General features: G+C 46.9%; 19 protein-coding genes, 1 tRNA gene and 1 pseudogene. 9 read left to right on the forward strand and 12 right to left on the reverse strand.

Annotated elements, in window-relative coordinates; translation table 11 throughout:
• Positions 1–323 precede the first annotated feature (323 nt).
• Positions 324–1,931 (forward strand): NAD(P)/FAD-dependent oxidoreductase, encoded by a 1,608-nt coding sequence (locus tag H8K29_RS04600; RefSeq protein WP_186896622.1) that lies wholly within the window; start codon positions 324–326, stop codon positions 1,929–1,931.
• Between the two features lie 178 nt (positions 1,932–2,109).
• Here H8K29_RS04600 and ntrC read toward each other — a convergent pair whose 3' ends face one another.
• The 4 genes from ntrC to glnA form a co-directional block, all read right to left on the reverse strand.
• Positions 2,110–3,621 carry a nitrogen regulation protein NR(I) gene (gene ntrC, locus H8K29_RS04605; protein WP_186896623.1) on the reverse strand — a complete coding sequence of 504 codons (1,512 nt, stop codon included), beginning with the start codon at positions 3,619–3,621 and terminating at the stop codon, positions 2,110–2,112.
• An 80-nt stretch (positions 3,622–3,701) separates the two neighbouring features.
• On the reverse strand, positions 3,702–4,787 hold the full coding sequence (gene glnL / locus H8K29_RS04610; protein WP_186883306.1) for a nitrogen regulation protein NR(II): 1,086 nt from the start codon (positions 4,785–4,787) through the stop codon (positions 3,702–3,704).
• A 92-nt stretch (positions 4,788–4,879) separates the two neighbouring features.
• On the reverse strand, positions 4,880–5,368 hold the full coding sequence (locus H8K29_RS04615) for a DUF4124 domain-containing protein (protein WP_186896624.1): 489 nt from the start codon (positions 5,366–5,368) through the stop codon (positions 4,880–4,882).
• A gap of 127 nt (positions 5,369–5,495) precedes the next feature.
• Positions 5,496–6,911, reverse strand: a complete 1,416-nt coding sequence (gene glnA, locus H8K29_RS04620; protein WP_186883304.1) for a type I glutamate--ammonia ligase — start codon at positions 6,909–6,911, stop codon at positions 5,496–5,498.
• A gap of 562 nt (positions 6,912–7,473) precedes the next feature.
• On the opposite strand from glnA, the gene H8K29_RS04625 reads away from it, so the two are divergent.
• Both H8K29_RS04625 and H8K29_RS04630 read left to right on the forward strand, forming a co-directional pair.
• Positions 7,474–7,938, forward strand: a complete 465-nt coding sequence (locus H8K29_RS04625) for a rhodanese-like domain-containing protein (protein WP_186896625.1) — start codon at positions 7,474–7,476, stop codon at positions 7,936–7,938.
• An 89-nt stretch (positions 7,939–8,027) separates the two neighbouring features.
• Positions 8,028–8,117, forward strand: a tRNA-Ser gene (locus H8K29_RS04630).
• Between the two features lie 127 nt (positions 8,118–8,244).
• Here H8K29_RS04630 and H8K29_RS04635 read toward each other — a convergent pair.
• Positions 8,245–8,577 carry a hypothetical protein gene (locus tag H8K29_RS04635; RefSeq protein ID WP_186896626.1) on the reverse strand — a complete coding sequence of 111 codons (333 nt, stop codon included), beginning with the start codon at positions 8,575–8,577 and terminating at the stop codon, positions 8,245–8,247.
• 96 nt (positions 8,578–8,673) lie between these two features.
• Positions 8,674–8,850: pseudogene (locus H8K29_RS17875) on the reverse strand (DNA adenine methylase); the annotation flags it as partial.
• Between H8K29_RS17875 and H8K29_RS04640 the strand changes: the two are divergent.
• A complete protein-coding gene (locus tag H8K29_RS04640) occupies positions 8,837–9,898 on the forward strand; it encodes a MobA/MobL family protein (RefSeq protein WP_255422801.1) in 1,062 nt (353 codons plus the stop codon). The pseudogene H8K29_RS17875 and the gene H8K29_RS04640 sit on opposite strands and share 14 nt — an antisense overlap.
• A 236-nt stretch (positions 9,899–10,134) precedes the next feature.
• A complete protein-coding gene (locus H8K29_RS18165) occupies positions 10,135–11,058 on the forward strand; it encodes a DUF2971 domain-containing protein (protein WP_186883300.1) in 924 nt (307 codons plus the stop codon).
• A gap of 148 nt (positions 11,059–11,206) precedes the next feature.
• Here the strand turns inward: H8K29_RS18165 and H8K29_RS04650 are convergent, their stop codons facing one another.
• A complete protein-coding gene (locus tag H8K29_RS04650; RefSeq protein WP_186896628.1) occupies positions 11,207–11,758 on the reverse strand; it encodes a hypothetical protein in 552 nt (183 codons plus the stop codon).
• A 182-nt stretch (positions 11,759–11,940) separates the two neighbouring features.
• Between H8K29_RS04650 and H8K29_RS04655 the strand changes: the two genes are divergently transcribed.
• Complete coding sequence (locus tag H8K29_RS04655) at positions 11,941–12,549, forward strand: hypothetical protein (protein WP_186896629.1); 609 nt, start codon at positions 11,941–11,943, stop codon at positions 12,547–12,549.
• Positions 12,550–12,852: 303 nt separating this feature from the next.
• On the opposite strand, the gene H8K29_RS04660 is transcribed toward H8K29_RS04655, so the two are convergent.
• The 4 genes from H8K29_RS04660 to H8K29_RS04675 all read right to left on the reverse strand — a co-directional run bounded on the left by H8K29_RS04660 (position 12,853) and on the right by H8K29_RS04675 (position 15,120).
• The gene (locus H8K29_RS04660) at positions 12,853–13,170 is read right to left on the reverse strand and encodes a hypothetical protein (RefSeq protein ID WP_186896630.1); all 318 of its coding nucleotides are present in this window, start codon (positions 13,168–13,170) and stop codon (positions 12,853–12,855) included.
• A 203-nt stretch (positions 13,171–13,373) separates the two neighbouring features.
• Positions 13,374–13,706, reverse strand: a complete 333-nt coding sequence (locus H8K29_RS04665) for a low molecular weight protein tyrosine phosphatase family protein (RefSeq protein WP_222611415.1) — start codon at positions 13,704–13,706, stop codon at positions 13,374–13,376.
• Positions 13,707–14,054: 348 nt separating this feature from the next.
• Positions 14,055–14,402, reverse strand: a complete 348-nt coding sequence (locus H8K29_RS04670) for a GFA family protein (RefSeq protein WP_186896631.1) — start codon at positions 14,400–14,402, stop codon at positions 14,055–14,057.
• A gap of 235 nt (positions 14,403–14,637) precedes the next feature.
• Positions 14,638–15,120, reverse strand: coding sequence for a carboxymuconolactone decarboxylase family protein (locus H8K29_RS04675; protein WP_186896632.1), 483 nt, complete (start codon positions 15,118–15,120; stop codon positions 14,638–14,640).
• A gap of 58 nt (positions 15,121–15,178) precedes the next feature.
• On the opposite strand from H8K29_RS04675, the gene H8K29_RS04680 reads away from it, so the two are divergent.
• Entirely contained in the window at positions 15,179–15,661 is a 483-nt protein-coding gene (locus H8K29_RS04680; protein ID WP_186896633.1) for a MarR family winged helix-turn-helix transcriptional regulator, read from the forward strand.
• 243 nt (positions 15,662–15,904) lie between these two features.
• Positions 15,905–17,773: an AI-2E family transporter gene (locus H8K29_RS04685; protein WP_186896634.1), complete on the forward strand. Its 1,869-nt coding sequence runs from the start codon at positions 15,905–15,907 to the stop codon at positions 17,771–17,773.
• Between the two features lie 166 nt (positions 17,774–17,939).
• Here the strand turns inward: H8K29_RS04685 and H8K29_RS04690 are convergent, their stop codons facing one another.
• A complete protein-coding gene (locus H8K29_RS04690) occupies positions 17,940–19,520 on the reverse strand; it encodes an isocitrate lyase (RefSeq protein ID WP_186896635.1) in 1,581 nt (526 codons plus the stop codon).
• A 432-nt stretch (positions 19,521–19,952) separates the two neighbouring features.
• Here H8K29_RS04690 and H8K29_RS04695 point away from each other — a divergent pair, with 432 nt between their 5' ends.
• The gene (locus H8K29_RS04695; RefSeq protein ID WP_186896636.1) at positions 19,953–21,095 is read left to right on the forward strand and encodes a glycosyltransferase family 9 protein; all 1,143 of its coding nucleotides are present in this window, start codon (positions 19,953–19,955) and stop codon (positions 21,093–21,095) included.
• Positions 21,096–21,231 lie beyond the last annotated feature (136 nt).

Genomic DNA, 21,231 nt, shown 5'->3' on the forward strand with positions numbered 1-21,231 from the left:
TTGTTGTGCGGGCACCAATCGGATCGCTTGGCCTGACTTCGGTCTGTTGACTGTGCGGGCTGCTTTTTTACTTGCAGCTCTTCACTTTCTTCCCCGCCTTTCAGCGGGAGCCGAACTATAGCAAAACAACACCGCCTTCGCAATAAACTTGGCAAATTATTTTAATGAATATGCGAAGGACGGCGGCATGGACATGCCTGCGCAACAGCTCATGTTCTGGGCAACAATTAACTGCTGCCTTTACGGTAACAGGTAAAATATTACTTTTACGCAGAATTAAATTACTAAACAGTTTTTACTGATTAGTTTTACGGACACCATCTATGTTACGCATCACCGACTTAAAACTTCCTTTAGATCACCCTGAATCCGCATTAAGAGGGGCGATACTGGAACAATTAGCAATTCCTGAATCGGATCTTATTGGCTTCAATATATTTAAGCGAAGCTACGATGCACGAAAGAAAACTGCAATTATTCTGATCTACACCATCGACGTAGAATTAAAAAATGAATCTGAGGCACTGGCTCGTCTGAACAAGCAATCAAATATTTCCGCCACACCAGACACCAGCTATAAGTTCGTTGCACATGCTCACGATAGTAAATTTAAACGTCCAATTGTTATCGGTTTCGGACCTTGCGGTCTGTTCGCTGCATTATTACTGGCAGAGATGGGATATCGCCCCATCGTTCTCGAGCGAGGAAAAACCGTCAGGGAGCGCACAAAAGACACCTGGGGATTATGGCGTAAGCGTGAACTCCATCCAGAATCAAATGTGCAATTTGGCGAAGGTGGTGCAGGAACATTTTCTGATGGAAAACTGTACAGTCAGATCAAAGACCCAAAGCATTACGGTAGAAAAGTAATCACTGAATTTGTAAAGGCAGGCGCGCCGGAAGAAATTCTGTATGTCAGCAAGCCTCACATAGGCACCTTTCGGCTGGTGAAGATGATAGAAGAGATGCGACATAACATTGAAGCACTTGGCGGCGAGATTCGTTTTGAGCAAAAAGTAACGGACATCGATATCAAAAATGGTGAAGTCTGCGGAGTGCGCGTGAATGATGGCGACTACATCGAATCAAATCACGTAGTTCTTGCGATCGGCCATAGTGCCCGTGACACGTTCCAGATGCTCTACGATAAGGGCGTTTATATTGAAGCTAAACCCTTTTCAATCGGCTTTCGTATCGAACACCCGCAATCCGTCATCGACAAAGCGCGCTTTGGCCCGAACGCAGGAAATGAAATTCTGGGTGCCGCAGATTACAAGCTGGTGCATCACGCAAAGAATGGCCGCTCCGTGTATAGCTTCTGCATGTGCCCCGGAGGGACGGTTGTCGCTGCAACATCGGAACCAGGGCGTGTGGTAACCAACGGGATGAGTCAGTATTCACGCAATGAACGCAATGCAAACAGCGCCATTGTCGTCGGCATTTCTCCGGAAGATTACCCGGGGAATCCTCTTGCAGGTATTGATTTGCAGCGCAAACTCGAAGAACGCGCGTACAAAATGGGCGGCGAAAATTACAATGCACCAGGGCAGCTTATCGGCGATTTCATTAAAGGGATCAAATCAACAGAACTGGGTAATGTGACTCCGTCATACAAACCTGGCGTGACGCTTTGTAATCTGGCCGACGCCTTACCTGATTTTGCGATTAACGCGATACGCGAAGCAATTCCTGAATTCGATAAAAAGATCAAAGGCTTTGCGATGAACGATGGCATCCTGACTGGCATCGAAACCCGGACATCATCACCCATTCGCATTAAAAGAACTGACGACGGCCTGCAAAGCCTGAACACCAAAGGACTTTACCCGGCTGGCGAAGGTGCAGGATATGCAGGAGGTATTCTTTCAGCAGGTGTTGATGGCATCAAAATTGCGGAAGCAGTAGCACTATCCATCAATGCTAAGAGTTAACTCAATATTCAACTAACCTAACGCAAAACAGACCAATTAAGAACGGGCAATTTCAAGGTGAATCGGATTCATCTTGAAATTGCCCGTATCTCGTTAACACCAAAAACATCAGAACTGCACCGCTTCAAAACCTCTGCGGAATTCAGAGGGTTAAAATTTCATGTAACTGGATAACGGTTCAGTCATCTTTTGCGCCGTCGATACCCAATTCATGTATTTTGCGCGTGATCGTGTTACGTCCGATTCCCAGCCTGACAGCAGCATCATTTTTCCGTCCATGTGTATATTTGAGCGCAGCCTTAATCACGATTGCTTCAAATTTATCACCTAATTTCACAATGACCTCTGGCTGTCCTTGCGACAGCATCGTCATTGCCTCTTCTTCTAAAAGCTCAATCCAGCTTTGCGCAGGATGGAGCTGGCGATCGGGGGCAGAAATATGTGAGTGATGCAACAGGGTCGCCTCAGAAGCGCTGCTGATATAGGGCTCTGCCTCAGCCCTATGCACTGTCGTTGCTACCCCGTTACCTTGCTCACCTGAGGGCAACAAATCCTGCGGTAAATCCGGGATCTCCACCGTCTGACCTGGCGCCATGACGGTAATCCAGTTACACAGATTTTCTAATTGCCGGACATTTCCAGGGAAATCCAATCCTGACAAAAACTGCAAAGCAGACTCAGATAAACGTTTGACCTCGACACCCAGTTGCTTCGCACTTTGAGATAAGAAAAATTTCGCCAGCACAGGAATATCTTCACGACGTTCACGCAAACTAGGCAAACGCAAGCGAATAACATTCAAGCGATGGTACAAATCCTCGCGAAACAAACCTTCGCGGACTCTGGTTTCAAGATTTTGATGGGTCGCTGCAATCACACGTACATTCGCCTTCATCGGCTGATGACCGCCCACCCGATAAAAATGACCATCCGACAGCACCCTCAATAATCTTGTCTGTAAATCGAATGGCATGTCGCCAATTTCATCGAGAAATAAAGTGCCGCCCTCTGCTTGCTCAAAACGACCACGTCGTGTCGTCTGCGCCCCGGTAAATGCGCCGCGCTCATGCCCAAATAATTCAGACTCTAATAAATCCTTAGGAATCGCGGCAGTATTCAGCGCGATAAAAGGCTGGGATGATCGCGGGCTATGCTTATGCAGGGCGCGGGCAACCAACTCTTTACCACTACCTGATTCACCGGTAATTAATACTGTCACGTTCGATTGCGATAAACGCCCTATCGCACGAAAAACATCCTGCATTGCAGGTGCGTGACCAAGAATTTCCGGCGCTTCAGAAATCGTTTGTTCGACGCTGGATTCGCGCAGACTCTCATCGAGTGCACGACGAATCAATTCAACCGCTTTATCAAGATCAAATGGTTTGGCTAAGTATTCAAACGCCCCGCCTTGGAAAGCAGCGACAGCAGAATCCAGATCCGAAAACGCGGTCATGATAATCACTGGCAAGCCGGGATGTTTGGCTTTGACGGTTTGCAACAGTTCCAAGCCAGAGGCACCGTGCATGCGAATATCAGAAACCAATACCTGTGGCGTATCTGACTGCAAAGCAGTCATGGCATCGCGCGCATTTGTAAAACTCTTGGTCGTCAGATTTTCTCTTGCGAGCGCTTTCTCAAGCACCCAGCGAATTGAATCATCGTCATCCACTATCCAAATAGGTTTCATATTTTTTTTAGTTCCAGGTTTGAACATATTGATTAGCAAAGGCGCTAACTTGCACTAATAAAGCGTTTCCTCGTCTAACTTTAAGGCAGAGGAATAAGGATTCTGAAATCAGTACAACCGGGACGACTCTCGCATTCAATTACACCCAAGTGCTGATCGACAAAGGTTTGCGCCAGAGTCAGTCCAAGTCCGCTGCCACCATCTCTTCCTGAAACTAAAGGATAAAAAATGCGGTGAAAAATTTCAGGCGGGATTCCAGGACCGTTATCAATGATATGCAAGTCTAATGCCAACCTGTATCTGACCTTCGCTAAAGTAATCTGCCTGACGACACGGGTTTTAAAAGTCAGCTCTGCATCTCCGTGACGAATTCGCTCCGCTAACGCCTGTGCGGCGTTGTGGGCGATATTCAGTACTGACTGTATCAACTGCTCCTTATCGCCACGGAATTCCGGTATCGACAAATCGTAATCCCTGTGAATTGTCAGCCCCTGGGGAAATTCCGCCACAATCAGGCTGCGAACCCGCTCGCACACTTCATGAATATTGACATCACCTACTATATGAGGGAGACGGTGAGGAGCAAGCAAACGATCAACCAGCGTCTGCAAGCGATCCGCCTCTTTGATGATGACTTGCGTATACTCGCGCAATTCCTTGAGCTGGCGCTCCGGCAATTCCAACTCAAGCAACTGTGCCGCTCCGCGGATGCCACCGAGTGGATTTTTAATTTCATGCGCGAGGTTACGGATCAGCTCCTTATTTGCCTTGCTCTGATCGAGCATCCTCTCTTCCCGATCCAGCTTGAGTTGCTGGACGTTTTCCCGGAATTCAATCAACACTGGTGTTTCAGGATTATCTAATGCTGTGACGATGCTATGCACATGCAAAGGCTCTCTGCCAGCACGCTCCAGAGTCAGATCCTGACGCTTATCAGCGAAATGATGGGCGACGGCCTGATGAAACACCGCCAACAAAGCATCGCCATTTAAAAATAAAGCATTGAGCTTTTGGTCGATCAGGGATTTCGCTGAACAATCCAGCAATATCTCCGCTGCTGGATTAGCGAACTTGATACTACCGTCAGCATTAAACACGATGACAGCAGAGCTGAGTAGCTCAAGTCCGGCGAATGCCGGCAGAATAGAGAGAGAATTTTTCACCATAATCCATAAAAAAAGGCCGCATAGTGCGACCTTATTATGCAAGCATCATGCCCGCCGATTCAATTTCTTGCATGGAAAGCAGAGATTTTGCATTATTTTAGGTTGGAAATTTCGCGCCGCAATGCCTCAATGTTCTTTTCAGTGCGGCTAATATTATCTTTCATCATTCCGGTGCGTTCCTGATATTTTGCGTAATTACGCTCATCACCACGACGTTCAGGCTCACCATTGTTGTACTCTTTTTTCAAATCAGCCAGTTTTTGCTCTTCCGCTTTGAGCTCATCCAACAAAATTTGCCGGCGATCCGAATCTCTGGCCTTTTGTGTTCCCTCGTCAACCTTAGGGAAATCTGCAGGGCTAGAAGCGGATTTTGCCTGTGTTTTCTTGGGAGTGGAAGGTAAAGCCGGGGCAGGAACAACTGTAATGCCGGGCAACTCGACTCTCTTACAGCCTTTCGTTGCACCCGTATTTTTATACTCTTTCTTGCCATTATCATCGACGCATAAAAACACATCGGCCTGCGCGTGGGCAATATTTTGGATGGCGATTAACGAAATAAAACCAATCAATAGTCGCTTCATATTCAATCACTAGTCAAAAACAGAGGTGTAGTGTATGCGATGCTGCGCATATTCACAATTCCACGTTACGCGCAGTAACAAAACAAAAAAAGCGGGGTTACCCCCGCTTTTATAGCATCCCTTGCAATTACAGGGAATAGTACATGTCAAATTCAACAGGATGCGTAGTCATGCGCATACGTTGAACTTCCTGCATTTTCAGTTCGATGTAAGCGTCGAGCATACTGTCGCTGAACACACCACCACGAGTCAGGAATTCGCGATCTTTATTCAGTGCATCCAAGGCTTCTTCCAGAGATGCGCATACTGTTGGAACCAATGCGTCTTCCTCTGGTGGCAAATGGTACAAATCTTTAGATGCTGCTTCACCTGGGTGAATCTTATTCTGTACACCATCCAGACCTGCCATCATCAGTGCAGAGAAGCACAGATATGGGTTTGCCAGTGGATCTGGGAAGCGCGCCTCAACGCGACGGCCTTTTGGATTCGCAACGTAAGGAATGCGGATAGATGCAGAACGGTTTTTAGCAGAGTAAGCCAGTTTCACCGGTGCTTCGTAGCCTGGAACCAGACGCTTGTAAGAGTTAGTACCTGGATTCGTGATCGCATTCAATGCTTTAGCATGTTTGATGATACCGCCGATGTAGTACAGAGCGAAATCAGACAAGCCAGCATAGCCGTCGCCAGCGAACAGATTTTTGCCATCTTTCCAGATAGATTGATGCACGTGCATACCGGAACCATTATCACCAACGATAGGTTTAGGCATGAAAGTCGCTGTTTTGCCGTAGGTATGAGCCACGTTCCAGACAACGTATTTCAGGTTTTGTGTCCAGTCAGCGCGCTCTACCAATGTAGAGAATTTTGTACCAATTTCATTTTGACCAGCGCCAGCCACTTCATGGTGATGTACTTCCACTGGAATGCCCAAAGATTCCAGAATCAGGCACATTTCAGAGCGCATATCCTGGAAACTGTCGACTGGAGGAACTGGGAAGTAACCGCCCTTGACTGTAGGACGATGACCAGTATTGCCACCTTCCAGTTTTTCACCTGTAGTCCAAGACGCTTCTTCAGAATCAATCTTGACGAAGCAACCGGACATGTCGATTTTCCAGCGTACGCCATCAAAAATAAAGAATTCTGGTTCAGGGCCAAAATAGGCTGTATCGCCGATACCGGAAGATTTCAGATAAGCTTCCGCGCGTTTTGCGATAGAACGTGGATCACGGTCGTAACCTTTGCCATCGGAAGGCTCGATGACGTCACATTGCATAAACAATGTGGTTTCTTCCATAAATGGATCGATATTCGCTGTATTTGGATCTGGCATCAACAACATGTCAGAAGCTTCGATACCTTTCCAGCCCGCAATAGAAGAGCCATCAAATGCATGGCCAGATTCGAACTTATCGATATCGAAGTGAGAAACAGGCACAGTCACGTGCTGTTCTTTACCGCGTGTATCTGCGAAACGAAAATCAACGAATTTCACTTCGTTATCTTTCGCCATCTTCAAAACTTCTGCAGCTGTCATTGCCATGTGAAACTCCTCAAGTAGCGCTAAAAATAAATCGGGGATTACTGAGCCTTCGTTCTGCCATCCTGACAAAAGAAACCTGTCGTTAATTTTCCTTCTGCATAATCATCTGACCGCTCAACTCCGTGAACAATAATAGCAGAAACTATGCCATATTCCAGAATCCGCACAACGACAGAAAATTATCGCTAACACCTTGTTTTTAAAAAGTTTAATCAAAATCAAGAATCAAAAGCTTCTGGTGACGCACCAAAAAAAACAAAATAAGTATATGAAAAAAATGATCGCACTTTTTAGGTGCAAATGATTGCACCATTAATGTGCACTGCGAAATAGGTGTGCTATCGACAACTTAAACTATCGCCAATATTGAGTGTACTCTCAGTGTGCTCCCTCATATGACTACTGATTTCTACGCAAATTATCCATCTCAGACGCAGAGCCTGCTAACAACTGAATTTTATACGCACCAACAATCAAACCACACTGAAGCGATGCATACGCGTGTCGCTTCATGCATAATTCAATGAAAATGCCCACACAAACTGCCTGCACTGGATTAACTATGTCTAGCAACACCACACTCACGTCTGCCCGACAACGCGCACAGGAACAATCGCTTCCGTATGCCGGAGCGGTCACTCCCATTGAGGCCTTTGAACTATTGCAGTCGAATCCGGATTGCATCCTCGTTGACGTCCGCACCAATGCCGAACGTGATTGGGTTGGTAAGGTCTTGATTCACGACACTCAACATTTTGCGGTACAGTGGAGTCTGTATCCGGGCGGAGCGCAAAACTCTGATTTCTTACAGCAACTCGCCGCCATTACAACAAACAAAAATACCGTCATTCTTTTTCTGTGTCGTTCAGGTGTGCGCTCACGTCATGCCGCAAAACTCGCCAGCGAATCCGGCTACACCCAGTGCTTTGACATCCTGCAAGGCTTTGAAGGAGACAGAGATGCGCATGGCCACAGAAAAACAGTTGGGGGCTGGTGCGCCAATGATTTGCCGTGGCTTGGCGCATGATATTTCAAATACCTTGAAAACATACTTCCATCTACCTCAATACTTTGCTAGAATAGCGAGCTTCGCTGATCTGGCATTGGCGAAAAGCAGGAGAGGTGGATGAGTGGTTTAAGTCACACGCCTGGAAAGCGTGCGTAGGTTTATCCCTACCGGGGGTTCGAATCCCCCCTTCTCCGCCAAAAATACTAATAAAATCAATGAGTTATGATTTTATTGTCGTCATTAAATGGGGTGTTTTAGGGTAGTTTAGGCTCCGGAATGACAACAAAATGACAGCATGGAAAGCCCGGTATATCCGGGCTTTTTTTACTCTCGGTTCAATTCAGGAATAGCAGGATTCCCCCCCAAAATGCACAGCCATGACTGCGCATATTCCACATCTCCCCGCTCAGTTTCAACTCGCTCAAAACCAGACAGCATCATCCTGTCACCTTCCAGCCACAATATCTGCGGTTCAAACAGCGTGTACTTCGACACTCCTCGAACAAATCGAGCCAGCCGCACGACACGATGCAGACCTTGATCGGATGTCGTGCTCATCGACAACTCACCAAAGTGGCCTTGATTATATTGATCAAATAAGCGGCGTTTTGGGAGCGCGATACCGTTACGGCGCATGGGAAGAATGTATGCTTTCATAAGTGCATAATACTGAATTTTTAATCAGTATTATGTACCAATAACTGAACAGCTTCATATAAATAGTAAATCCCAGTACATCGGAGCTTTAGATTATTAAAACAAGCCAACCGGCTCGCGTGATCTGTCCCACGAATAAATAATCACCTCGTTTCTATCGACACTCTTTGCACCGCCGCCGACCGTGTATTTAATCGGCACAGTATCGATCTCAAAGTCTGCAAATATTCGCCGGATGTCTGGGTGGTCGTTCAGGCTAATGATCGCCTTGCCGATTGAATTAAGCCCGTCACAGCACATTATTTTGCTGGAGCGATTTGTGCATACTCAGCTCACCAGCAAAGGCATGATTGCGGATGTCGTCATTCACAATAAGAAGGGTAATCCGCATGCCCATATTTTGCTCACTACCCGCGACATCAATATTACGAACGACGGATTCGGACAAAAGAACCGTGCCTGGAATAGTAAAGAACAATTGGAAGAATGGCGTGAGCAGTGGGCAAAACATTGCAACAGACGATTATCTATCACTTCCAGTAAATCCCGTATAGATCACCGCAGTTTGCAAGACCAAGGACTAGACCAAATCCCGACCGTGCATGTCGGCGCAAATTCTCATGCCATGGATAAACAAGGAATCACCTCAAAACGAAAGGAACTCAACAACTTAATCAAGGAGAAAAATATGAGTAAGCAGCAATGGAAAAAAGCAATCGCTGAATTGAAATTGGAACACGAGCCCGTCAGCGACAGTCAATTAAAAACTGAGATTGTCGAAGCGAAAAAAGCGAAGCATTTATTTTTGAATGCGACAGATTATAAGAACCACAGAAAATACCGCGAAGCCATTTTCAGTCGCACCTACATTCCAATCTTGCTGGAGATATTTGACGGGCTATGCACTGGCGTAGATCAGATAGAAACTGACATTGGCATTTGCTTTCAACTCAATCTGATCGGTGGCGGAAAAATCTATGACTACGGCAGTCAAATCAAATTCGAAAACGGCACAGAGGAAGAAATCAAAGTAGCAATCAAGCTTGCCAAAGAAAAGGGCTGGGAGGGATTACACCTCACTGGCAGCGAACATTTCAAAGAACAGGCATTTCTTGAGGCTGTTTTATCAGGGGCATTTCGTCCTGAACAAATCACTGGCTACAAACCGAGCAAAGCCAATCTTGAAGTTATCCGTGATTGCCGACCTGCCTTGAAAATTGCCAATGATAGCAATGTGATTAAGAACTATGCCGTTGAAAAATCAGGTAGTGGAGAAGCTGGTGGTGCGGAACAGGAGCATATTCCAAAATTGAAAATTTGATACATGGAAATGCCCGGGCTGTCCAACTGGTTGAGTTAATTAGCTATAAATGTTACGAGTCGAAATCCGTCAGATAACCAGATCGTTCTAATAGCTTCGGTAACATGGATTACTTAAAAAAGTATTAAATATCGGCTCCGTATTTATGAGTTAATATTAATGCATTGTATCTATATCTGTAAAAATTTACTGTCAAGAAAAAAACGACTAACCGCAAAAAATCAAGGTTTTAAATCGTGGAAAAAAATGACGTGGCTTTTGACCTACTGATGGGATCAACGAAATCTCTTGGTTTCCCAAATAATGGGTTATCAAGTTCAAAAGACGTTAGTAACGACAATGTACTTTATAAATTTCGCTCATTTAATTCGATTGGATTGCGGATATTGATCGATAGGGAAATATATTTTGCCGCACCAGCTAGCCTTAATGATCCGTTAGATTGCCGTCTTACGATCGGCAAGCAGTTGCAATTTGCAATCGACAGTGAAAAACCTGGTTTTGCTAAAGACCTTATGCTGAACTTTCGAGGGCGTAGAGTTTGCTCTATTAGTGAAAACCTAGATGAAGATATGCACGAATCCATCGAGAAAATTGTGCAGACGACTGGAGTCTTTTCTCTTTCGGAAAACGTAAAAGACCCATTAATGTGGTCCCACTATGGGAATGCTCATTTGGGATTTTGCATTGGATTCCACAGAAACTATTTTAATAAAATGCTTACTAACCACAAAAAATATGGATTGTTAGGTGGTTCTAATGTTGAGTACTGTGCGACACCCCCATTCATTGACCTTTTCAAACAAGAATCTAAAAAGCTTGCTGATCTGCTTTCCGAACCAAATTTAACGGTAGAAAAAGCTCAGCGTCTGATTACTGACCACCATCATTTTTATACAAATAGAATTATTGCAGCTAGCCTTTCTAGCAAATCCAATTCTTGGGCGTATGAAAAAGAATATCGATTAGTTAGAACGGCACCAGGAGTTGTCGAATTTTCTGAAGAGGCTATTGCCGAGATTGTCTTTGGCTGCAATGCGTCTACTCATGACATCGCTACCGTAAAGCGTATTTTAGGTGGCGCAGAATGGAAACATGTGGAATTCAAGCGGGTTCAATTTGCACCGTTAAGTTTTGAGCTTGAGCTTGTTCCAGCATAGCGTCGTCGTTATTTCTAGCTGCTGCCAGCGGCTTGGTGGTCACCGGCAGCCGGGTTGTTTCTCCTTCTTGAGCACGACTTTTCTTACACTTACATCTTGTGCAACTTCAGAGTGGCAGTCCGAGTAATTTGAGCTTTTCTATACAACTTTATTGCTGAGACCAGACAGAAATCACACCCTTAGTCATACCACTTAATGCCGGCGCATCATGCTCAATAACCGCATAGCCTGTTGAACCGTTCGGTTTAACAAAACTAAAGGCATTAAACACGGTATATTTACCTGCCGTTGTGTCATAGATAGCTTGCCCGTTCAAAGCCAGAGTAAATGTACTCGCTGAAATTGTTGGCGAAGAAATCGTCGCGGTTCCCGTTACAGTAACATTGCCGTTTGCGTCAAATACCAAGGCATTCCCGCTTGTTGTTGGCGGATTCGTTCCACCTTGCGAACAGTCTTCACGGAAGAAAGTAAAGGTTTGATTCGCAAGACCGCTTGCCGAGGTAATTTGTGTGGCAGTGCTTGTGACCAGCACATCCGTGGATTTGGTTGAACTCGATCCCGAAATATTTTGGCAAATCATAGCGACCGCAGGCAAATTGCTATCCTTTGAATTGCTGGCAATGGCAACGCCAGCCGTCACAGGAGAACCGTAAGCAATTCCACCGTCACCATTGGCATTGGCATTGGGTGTCATCGTCACACTCACTGCGGGAGTGCCAAAGCTCAAAGTCCCTGCAACACCAACCCCATTGTCAGTATAGGTTGCGGTATAGGCGGCGGCTGGATTCAGATTTTGCAGATAATTAAATCCTAGATAGGTCGTGACGGTACCCGCTGATCGGTCTGGCCGAGGCAAGGGCTAAGTGTCTGGCTGCATCTAAGTTGCTGAAAGATGGTATCGACCCCGCCGCCGAGCGCGACGAAAAAAAGCAGCTTGCCGCTGAATCTGCCACCCACACCTTTGAGAAAATTGCCCGTGAATGGCATAGCACCCGTCTGAGCGCATGGAGTGCGGCCACCGCCAAGGACACCATTAACCGGCTGGAGAAAGATATCTTTCCAGAGATAGGCAAACTCCCTATCAGCGAAGTAACGCACAAGCAAATGATTGCGGCCTTGCGCAAGATTGAAGAGCGCGGCGCTGGTGAAGTCGCGCACCGCTTGAAGGCGACATGCGCCCGAGTATTCAGCTATGCGAATCAGCACGGCATTGAGAACCGGAACCCCGCCGCCGACCTGAAAGACGTACTTAAACCAGTGAAGGCCGGACACTTTGCCGCCATTGCGCCAGATGAATTGCCAGCCTTTCTGGAATCCATTAACAAAAACGATGCTAGACTATATGCGCCTATCCAATATGGGCGTAAAGAATTCTTAGGTTCTTTTTTTGTTTTAAAGACTGTGGGCGCGAAGACCCCGAGTTTTGCCCAGATGTTTGGCGGCTGTGTACTTCCTTCCTTTTTTAACTTGCTGGTACGAACGGTTCCTTAATGAGCGTTTCATAATGGGGGTAGTTCAAACCCCGCCGATAACTTAGCCGCACATGTCAAAACATAGTTAAATTAACCGGCAGCAGGTTAAATCGGTTAAGTCCCTTACCTAAAAAATTCTTGGGTCCTTTTTCATCGGATAGATACGCGGGTGCCATGACCCCGGATTGTGCCTAGTTTGCGTATATGCAAGGGGGGTATAAGTTTGGATGGGGTGGGGTGGGTCAAAAGTCTAAAAAAGCACAGGCGGAAACCGTTAGCTTAACTATGAATTTATGGAGAGAGAAAACTACCCCCTAGGGGTTTAGATCGTATGTGCATTAATTACAACAAATAAAGTAAGAAAATATTTTTGCATCCATGGTTGCATCCATGTGGCATTTTCGAAAATTTTAGATCGTTTATTCATGCGGGTTTTAGAGGATGATTCGACAGCCCCCTTCGAATTAGAAAAGCCCTTGATTTTTTCAAGGGCTTTTTTTCTTTTGGTTTCACGGGTATTGCCCTTTCTTTCCCCGGCGAATTTATTCTGCGTTTTATAATAAAGTAGCCCTCCCAGCCCCATCTTCCCGCTGCATAACTCATTTGATGAGCCCCTTCGCAGATCAGCATCGTAAAGCACGCACGCATGCTTTACGACCAAACAGGCCCTGCTAAGACTAAGACCAAACCATCGCGTATTGATAATTTGAAGACGATAGCTACCGGAGTCTGGGCATATAGGTCAATTTGAGATGCAGGGATGTAAAAAATACAGATGACGGTATAGCTAAGCCTTGTTAAAAACGTGTCGACACGATGGAGCTAAATTAAGCAATTAAAGCACTAGCCCTGATGAGGAAGAAACGCATCAACTTTTGCCTGGAGCAATGCAATGAGCTTTGAATCCATGAACTTGTAGTTGTCTGGGATGTTCAGACAGATCACCCGCTTACCAAGAAGGTGCGGCCGAAATTCACTGGATAGCTTCGTCTTATGCTTTCGCTCCATCACAAAGATCAATTCAGCCCACTCCACGAGTTCGGGCGTCAGTGGATTCTCAGCGTTGCGATTCAGGCCTGCCGATGCGCACTGGATGCCTGGATGATCAGAATAGACTTGTTCAGCAGTCGGGCTGCGCCAGCGGTTCATGCTGCAGATAAAGAGAACACGTTGCAAAGTTTTTAGAGTCCTGAGGTTTAACACGAGGGCATCAAAGAGCTATTTCCATTGAATGCCGATCTCGAAACAATGGGTAGATTGTAAGTCAGGTAGCTGCAAGCGCAAAATCACTCGCTCATTCCCATCATTTATATAAAAACAGGGGAGTATGTGTCAAAAATGCCTTATTCTCAGCAGAAAATAAGGGGGTTTAAATATACTCCCCCCAGTATTTTCAGACGCGCTAAGCACAAAAAAAGCATGTCGCAGGCGTTTTACGATGCCTGCGCTATGGATTTGGCGGCGGGACATGGATGCGATATGGCAAAACTACGTGCGTAGCGGTGCCGCAGATGTGCGCAGGGCTTACAACATGGCGGCGCCGACCGCTTGACGCACGGGGATGTCCGTTGGGTCAAAGCCTTCGAGGCAGTGGACGTTGATGCCGAGGTTATCGGGCGTCACCCGCTTGCGGTGGAATGGATAGATGCCACAGACTTTGCAAAAGAAGTGCCGCGCGGTTTTGGTGTGAAACTGATACTCGGTGAGCGACTCTTCGCCCGCCAGCAATTGAAATTGACTTTCATGCACCTTGACCATCAGCGCATTTTTACGGCGGCAGATGCTGCAATCACACATCGTCAACTCCGGAAAATCTGTTTCGATCTGAAAGCGCACGGCACCACAGTGGCAACTTCCAAGGTATTTTTGCATAGGGCGTATGTTCATTTCTCTGTGACTCCTTGATGGCGAAGGCTTAGCTGCACTGATTCTTGCTGTGACTACGGCACGCTGACCGATGGCCAACAGCGCCAGTCGCTGATGAAGTGCGTGAGTATTTCACAGCACGATCAATCTGGCGACAGTCTCATTCCACGATGAGTGCATCTGACGCAAACAGTGGCGAGAAATGCTCAGACATTTTCTCAAATTTCTTAAAATCCTAAAATTAGCGCGCCGCTGAACTGGCAGGAAAAGGCGGAGCAAACTGCAAAGCGCCAGCGATGCGATTCCACGCATTAATGGCACCGATCGCGGCAGTCAGAAAAGCGATTTCGGTCGGGCTGAACGAGGCAGCCAATTCCGTATACACCTCCGTCGCGATGTGCTGTTGCGACATCAAAGTCAGCGCTTCCGTCCATGCCAGTGCGGCACGTTCACGGACAGAATAAATTTCCGTATCCCGCCACGCCGCCAGTAAATCAATTTTGTGCTGAGGCAGCTGTATTTTGCGTGCCAGATTTAAATGAAACTGCAGGCAGAATGCGCAGCCATTCATCTGTGATGCTCGTAGTTTGATGAGTTCCGTCAGCGATTTTTCCAAGCCGGATTCATCAATAGCTTTACCCAATTGGCTCAGCGCCGCGATCACGCCCGGCGCTGTTTTTTCATAGGATGACCAGTCAAATCCACGCTGCATTAGTGTTGTCATATCGGGAGCAAAAGAGTTAATATAAAAATTCGAACAATAATATACGAATTCTTACATCATGCGCAAGACGCGACTGCACAGCACATCCATTCCCGCAATAGGCGAAGGCAAACGCGGCGAAGACGGCCACATTGGCTACCTGCTCAGGCAGGCACATGCGGTTCACAGAATCAGAATGGAGAAAACTTTACAAGACATGGGCGTGACGCTGCCTCAGTTTTCGGTGCTGACGATGCTGGCGGCATATCCCGATGCGTCGGGTGCCGAGCTCGCGCGGCTCTCGTTACTGACACCGCAAACAATGAGTGTGATTATCAGTAATCTGGAACGGGCAGAAATCGTTTCTCGATCACCGCATGCAGAACATGGACGGATACAAATTATTCAGATGACCCCTGCTGGCTGGCGTTTACTAAAGCACTGCAAAGCAGCCGTCAGTGCCGCTGAAAAAGAGTTACTGGCCGACGTTTGTGCGGAAGACGAAACCGTTATCCGTCAATGGCTGGTCGCAGTCGCCAAGCGCCTCGATAATATGACGTGATCAGTCTTCGGGCGTTCGGGCTCGACTTATATCATCGCCCATATTCACCACCCATATCTCGTTCGTATCCATTCATCATCGTTCGTTATCATTTATCTCTCGCAGCAGATTGCGCCGCAAGCGCCTGTCAGTGCAACAAATTTTTATGTCACACTGATAATGCTGCACCATTCAGTGCCGCTTTAAATATAATCGCTGTTTCGCAGCCTTATCGTTTTACGATTGCCTCTTCCGGATTTACACATGCCTAATTCCCCTTCTGTTGCACGCTCAACCGCGACGTCACTGGTCAGTCTTATTTGCGTTCTGGCTCTGCTGCATTTTGGACGAGAGGTGTTGGAACCTATCGTACTGGCATCGATACTGAGCCTGATCATCGCACCGCTGATACGCAGCCTGCGACGATTCGGACTGGGGCGTATCACTGCTACCTTCAGTGCGGTGCTTTTCGTCGCTGCGGGCCTCGTTGGCATAGGTGTGATTCTGGCCTCGCAGTTAGTCAGCGTGACGACTGAAATTCCGCAATATCGCGCGGCGATTCAATCCAAGCTGGCAATGGTGAGGCAGATCACTGAGCGGCCATTTGCGCACATCGAGGCGGAAATGAAGGCAGTATCATCGAATAATTTTCCGGCGGCAGAACCGGCAACACCAAATGAAAGGGTTTTACTTGCAGGACAAAGCCAGCCAGTTCCGGTCGTCATTCGCACACCGCAACCAAGCACGACAGAGACGATTACACGTTTGCTGTCATCCATTTCCGGACCGGTCGGCGAGGCGTTTCTGGTTTTTGTATTGCTGATATTTATTCTGCTTGATCACGAATCTTTGCGTGATCGGGCGATACGCCTGACAGGGCAAAGCGAAGTTGGCCGCACGATCAAGGCGTTGGGGGACGCAACGGAAGGCGTCTCGCGCTTTTTCTTTTCGCAATTTCTGGTCAACACTGCATTCGCGATCATCGTCTCCATCGCCTTATGGGCGGTGGGTGTGCCGCATGCATTTCTGTTCGGCACCTTGAGCGGCTTATTACGTTTTATTCCATATCTGGGTGCATTGATTGCGGGGGGCATGATTACGCTGTTCGTCGCAGCGATTGATCCCGGCTGGACTCTGGCGATCGTCTGCATGTCCTTTTTCGGTGCGACCGAAGTGTTGGTCGCGAACTGGGTGGAGCCCAAAGTGTATGGGCACAGTTCTGGACTATCACCGCTCGCCGTGATGGTATCGGCCTTGTTCTGGGGTGCGCTGTGGGGGCCGATTGGTCTGCTGCTGTCAACGCCGCTGACTTTATGTCTGGTCGTTGCCGGGCGTCATGTCAGCGCGCTGGAACCGATCACGATATTATTTGCGGACACGCCGAACGTGGATGAGGCACACCGTTTTTTTCATCGTTTACTGGCCGCAGATACCGATGCTATCGTCAGCGATGCGCAAGTGTTTTTGCGTAAATTCAGTTTTGCCAAATATTGTGATCACATCCTGATTCCGGGACTTTCTCTTGGAGCACATGATTTTGAAAATGGATTGCTGGAGAAAACACAGCAAAATAAGATTCGCGCAACGATTGCCACACTCGCTGAAACAGTCAGTCAGGGCTCCTATGGCGACAATAAAAATCGCAAGCGACATTCAGTTTCCGTGCTGGATGCAAATGTCGGCGCGCATTTACGTCAGATGCGCAAAAAACGTCTGGGACGTTGGCAAGGCTCACTGAATGTGCCATCCCGCTCGGTCGTTTTATGTGCAGGTTTTGAAAGCGAACGCGATGATTTACTGAGCGAGCTGTTCGTAATGGCACTACGGGAAGTAAACATCGATGCGCGTAGCTTTTCTTTTGGCGACCATCAGGAAGATCCGGGGGCAGATGGCGCAAATATCGTATCTACGGTATTTATCACCTATCCGCTGGCCTCCACTCTGACGGAATGGATACCCATCGTGCAGGAGCTTCGCAGCAATCTTCCACATGCGTTGATTGTGACGATTCGTCTTTTCGCTGAAGAAAATCTGGCAGAACAATCGGTGGTGAATAAACATGTCGATATGGTGCTGCGCTCCTTTGAAGAAGGTCTGGCATTCGTCGCACCGGACAGAGCACCGTTACATTAAGCGGTCATCTGGCGTCTGCATTGACGCTGGCATCAGTGTTTGCATTTAGAACGCGAATGCCCACTTCAGATATCGGTTTCCCATAGAAAAACCCTGAAAACTGCCAAGCAATTTTCAGGGTTTATTTTATGAACATGGTGAGCCTGAGGCTCACCATGCAGTTTTATCAGAACTGATTCATTGTGTTGTCTTTACCAGCTGCCTTCAATGCAGCTTCACCGCTGAAATAATCTTTGTGATCATCGCCGATGTCGGAACCGGACATGTTCTGATGTTTCACGCAAGCGATACCCTGACGGATTTCTTTACGCTGAACGCCAGCAACATAACCCAGCATACCTTGGTCGCCAAAGTATTCTTTAGCCAGATTGTCAGTGGACAAAGCAGCAGTATGGTAAGTCGGCAAAGTGATCAGGTGATGGAAAATACCTGCTTCGCGGGCTGCATCAGCCTGGAATGTACGGATTTTTTCATCAGCAGTGATCGCCAGTTCTGTATTGTCATAATCAACGCTCATCAGCTTAGCGCGATCGTAGGCTGATACGTCTTTGCCTGCTGCTTGCATGCTGTCAAATACTTGTTGACGGAAATTCAGTGTCCAGTTGAACGATGGGCTGTTGTTGTAAACCAGTTTCGCATTTGGAATCACTTTACGGATTTCGCTGACCATGCCGCCGATCTGAGCGATATGTGGTTTTTCAGTTTCGATCCACAACAAGTCTGCGCCGTTTTGCAGAGAAGTGATGCAATCGAGTACGCAACGCTCTTCGCCTGTACCAGCGCGGAACTGGAACAAGTTACTTGGCAGACGTTTAGGACGCAGCAGTTTGCCATCACGTTTGATCACAACGTCACCATTTGCCATGGAGTCTGTTGATACTTCTTCAACGTCAAGGAAGGAGTTGTATTTGTCGCCCAGATCGCCAGGTTGATTTGTTACCGCGATTTGTTTGGTCAGGCCAGCGCCCAGAGAGTCAGTACGTGCAACGATAATGCCATCATCCACGCCGAGTTCCAGGAATGCGTAACGGATCGCACGGATCTTCGCGAGGAAATCTTCGTGAGGAACAGTGACTTTACCATCCTGGTGACCGCATTGTTTTTCGTCGGAAACTTGATTTTCAACCTGGATACAGCATGCACCGGCTTCAATGAACTGTTTTGCCAACAGATAAGTCGCTTCAGCATTACCGAAACCGGCATCGATATCAGCGATGATAGGCACTACGTGCGTTACATGGTTGTCGATCTGGTCTTGAATCGCTTGTTTAGCAGCGCCTTCAGCAGCATCGAGTTGACGGAACAAACCGCCCAGTTCACGTGCATCAGCCTGACGCAGGAAAGTGTAGAGTTCTCTGATCAGATCGGAAACAGCAGTTTTTTCATGCATGGACTGATCTGGCAATGGGCCGAATTCAGAACGCAATGCAGCAACCATCCAGCCAGACAGATACAAGTAACGGCGATCAGTGCTGTTGAAGTGCTTCTTGATAGAAATCATCTTCTGTTGACCGATGAAGCCGTGCCAGCAACCCAGAGACTGAGTGTATTTGGAAGGATCGGCATCGTAATTGGCCATATCCTGACGCATGATTTTCGCAGTGTAGCGTGCGATATCCAGGCCAGTTTTGAATTTGTTCTGAGCGCGCATACGTGCAGCGGATTCAGGGTTGATCGCGTTCCAGGCACTACCTTGTTTGTCTTTGAGTCCGGCAACGGCTTTGATGTCGTCTTGATACTGTGACATGTGAATCTCCTAGAGAGGTAAAAAAATTAACGAAGCAATAACGAAGCAATATCGTGTGCCGCCCTATCTGTTCAGAATCGAACCGGTAAAACAGCAGGTTGAAGCAAAACTGTATGGGTTAATGATAGACCATTTCGGAAACCAAGCCAACTCTTATATAAGACATATAACTTAATTTTTTTCTTTTATATTCAATAAGTTAAATTCATATTTTTGCTATATGAAATACATTTTCAGAAAATGAGATAAAATATTCGTCGCAATTACAGCGTTAATTTCACACTATGGAATTCCATTTCGCATTAGATGCTTCACTGTTTAAGCACAATCGCGAATATGTTTTCCTGTCAGCAACGGAACCAAATTTCCGTATCTGTGTCAAACTGTAACCAAGTCAGTACAATTCCATCTTCTGAAAAGCACCACCCTTTCATGTCCACGCAACAAATTCCTGCTGATTTACTCAAAAAAACAAAAAAAATATTATTCGTCGCGCCGCTCGCTATCGGCGACTTCAGCTATTTACAAAATTCTTTTAAGGCATTTTCACAGGTATATCCGCATATCGAAATGCATTTGTGGGTGGATGAGTTACGCCGCACCCGCGATGAACGCCAATGGCCATTTCTGGAAAAATATGCGCTGTATGACTGGGTCAGCGACTGTGATTTGTTCAGCAAGGTTTATCGCCGTACTTACAACCCGACATTGCTGGCGGAAAGTATTCAGGAAGCGAAAGAGGAGGAATATCCCATCGTTGTTTCACTCTCCATTCTGCGTCCTCAGCACTATGCTTCGCTGGCGCGCAAACTCAGTCCGCAAGGGTATATCGCTGGAATCAAACAACCGGTCAGCCTGTTGAAGCTACATCATCTTTTTGCCTACAAAAAATTAGATGCCACGATTCTGGAAAACCGCTTTCAAGGTCAGCAAGTGCACATCAGCACGATCTATGCAGACTGGTTTAACCAGGCGTTTGGAATCGAGAGCAAAGAAGAAGACTTATTCCCGTATGTGAACATTCCAAAACAGTGGCTGCAGCAAGCACGCTTGCAATTGGAAGAATGGGGTTTCGATAAAACCAAATGCAAAGTGGTATTCATTAATCCGTTTGCCAAGATTAATAAGCGTTGCTGGCCGCTGGCAAAAGTCGCCGAATTAATTAAAGCCATGCAAGCAATGAAAGCCTGGCGTGGCGCATGTTTCGTCGTCAGCGCGCCGCCAGAAAAGCTGGCACAGACTCAGGCAACCTTAAAAGAATACAATCTGAAAAATACCCAGTTTTTTTCAGCGCAGGAAAATTTCTTTCAACTACCTGCAATGCTGAGCTGGTGCGACTTAATCATTTCTGTTGAAACCGCTGTGATGCACCTTGCTAATGCAGTACATGTGCCCGTGATTGCGCTGATGCGTCAAAAAAATCCTGAATGGGCGCCGTTCGATCAGATTCACAGCAAAGTGATTACCTCGACTCACCGTCATGACTGGGTCGATGCCATCAGTGTCGACAATGTGATTGAGCAATTGAGTCACTGCGTAAAGCCGGAGATACAAGAAGAAGCACTCGCCTTTTGATAGGCTATAACAATCCGCTGACAGAGGTCTTATCAGATCAAATTAGATCTGATAACGTTTAATCTCCCCCATTTTCCTGCTTCCATAAATTTGCGTATTCAGTCGCAAATCATGGATGACATGCTGATTTCCGGCA

The sequence above is a fragment of the Undibacterium sp. CY21W genome, assembly GCF_014284265.1.
GTDB lineage: Bacteria > Pseudomonadota > Gammaproteobacteria > Burkholderiales > Burkholderiaceae_D > Undibacterium > Undibacterium aquatile.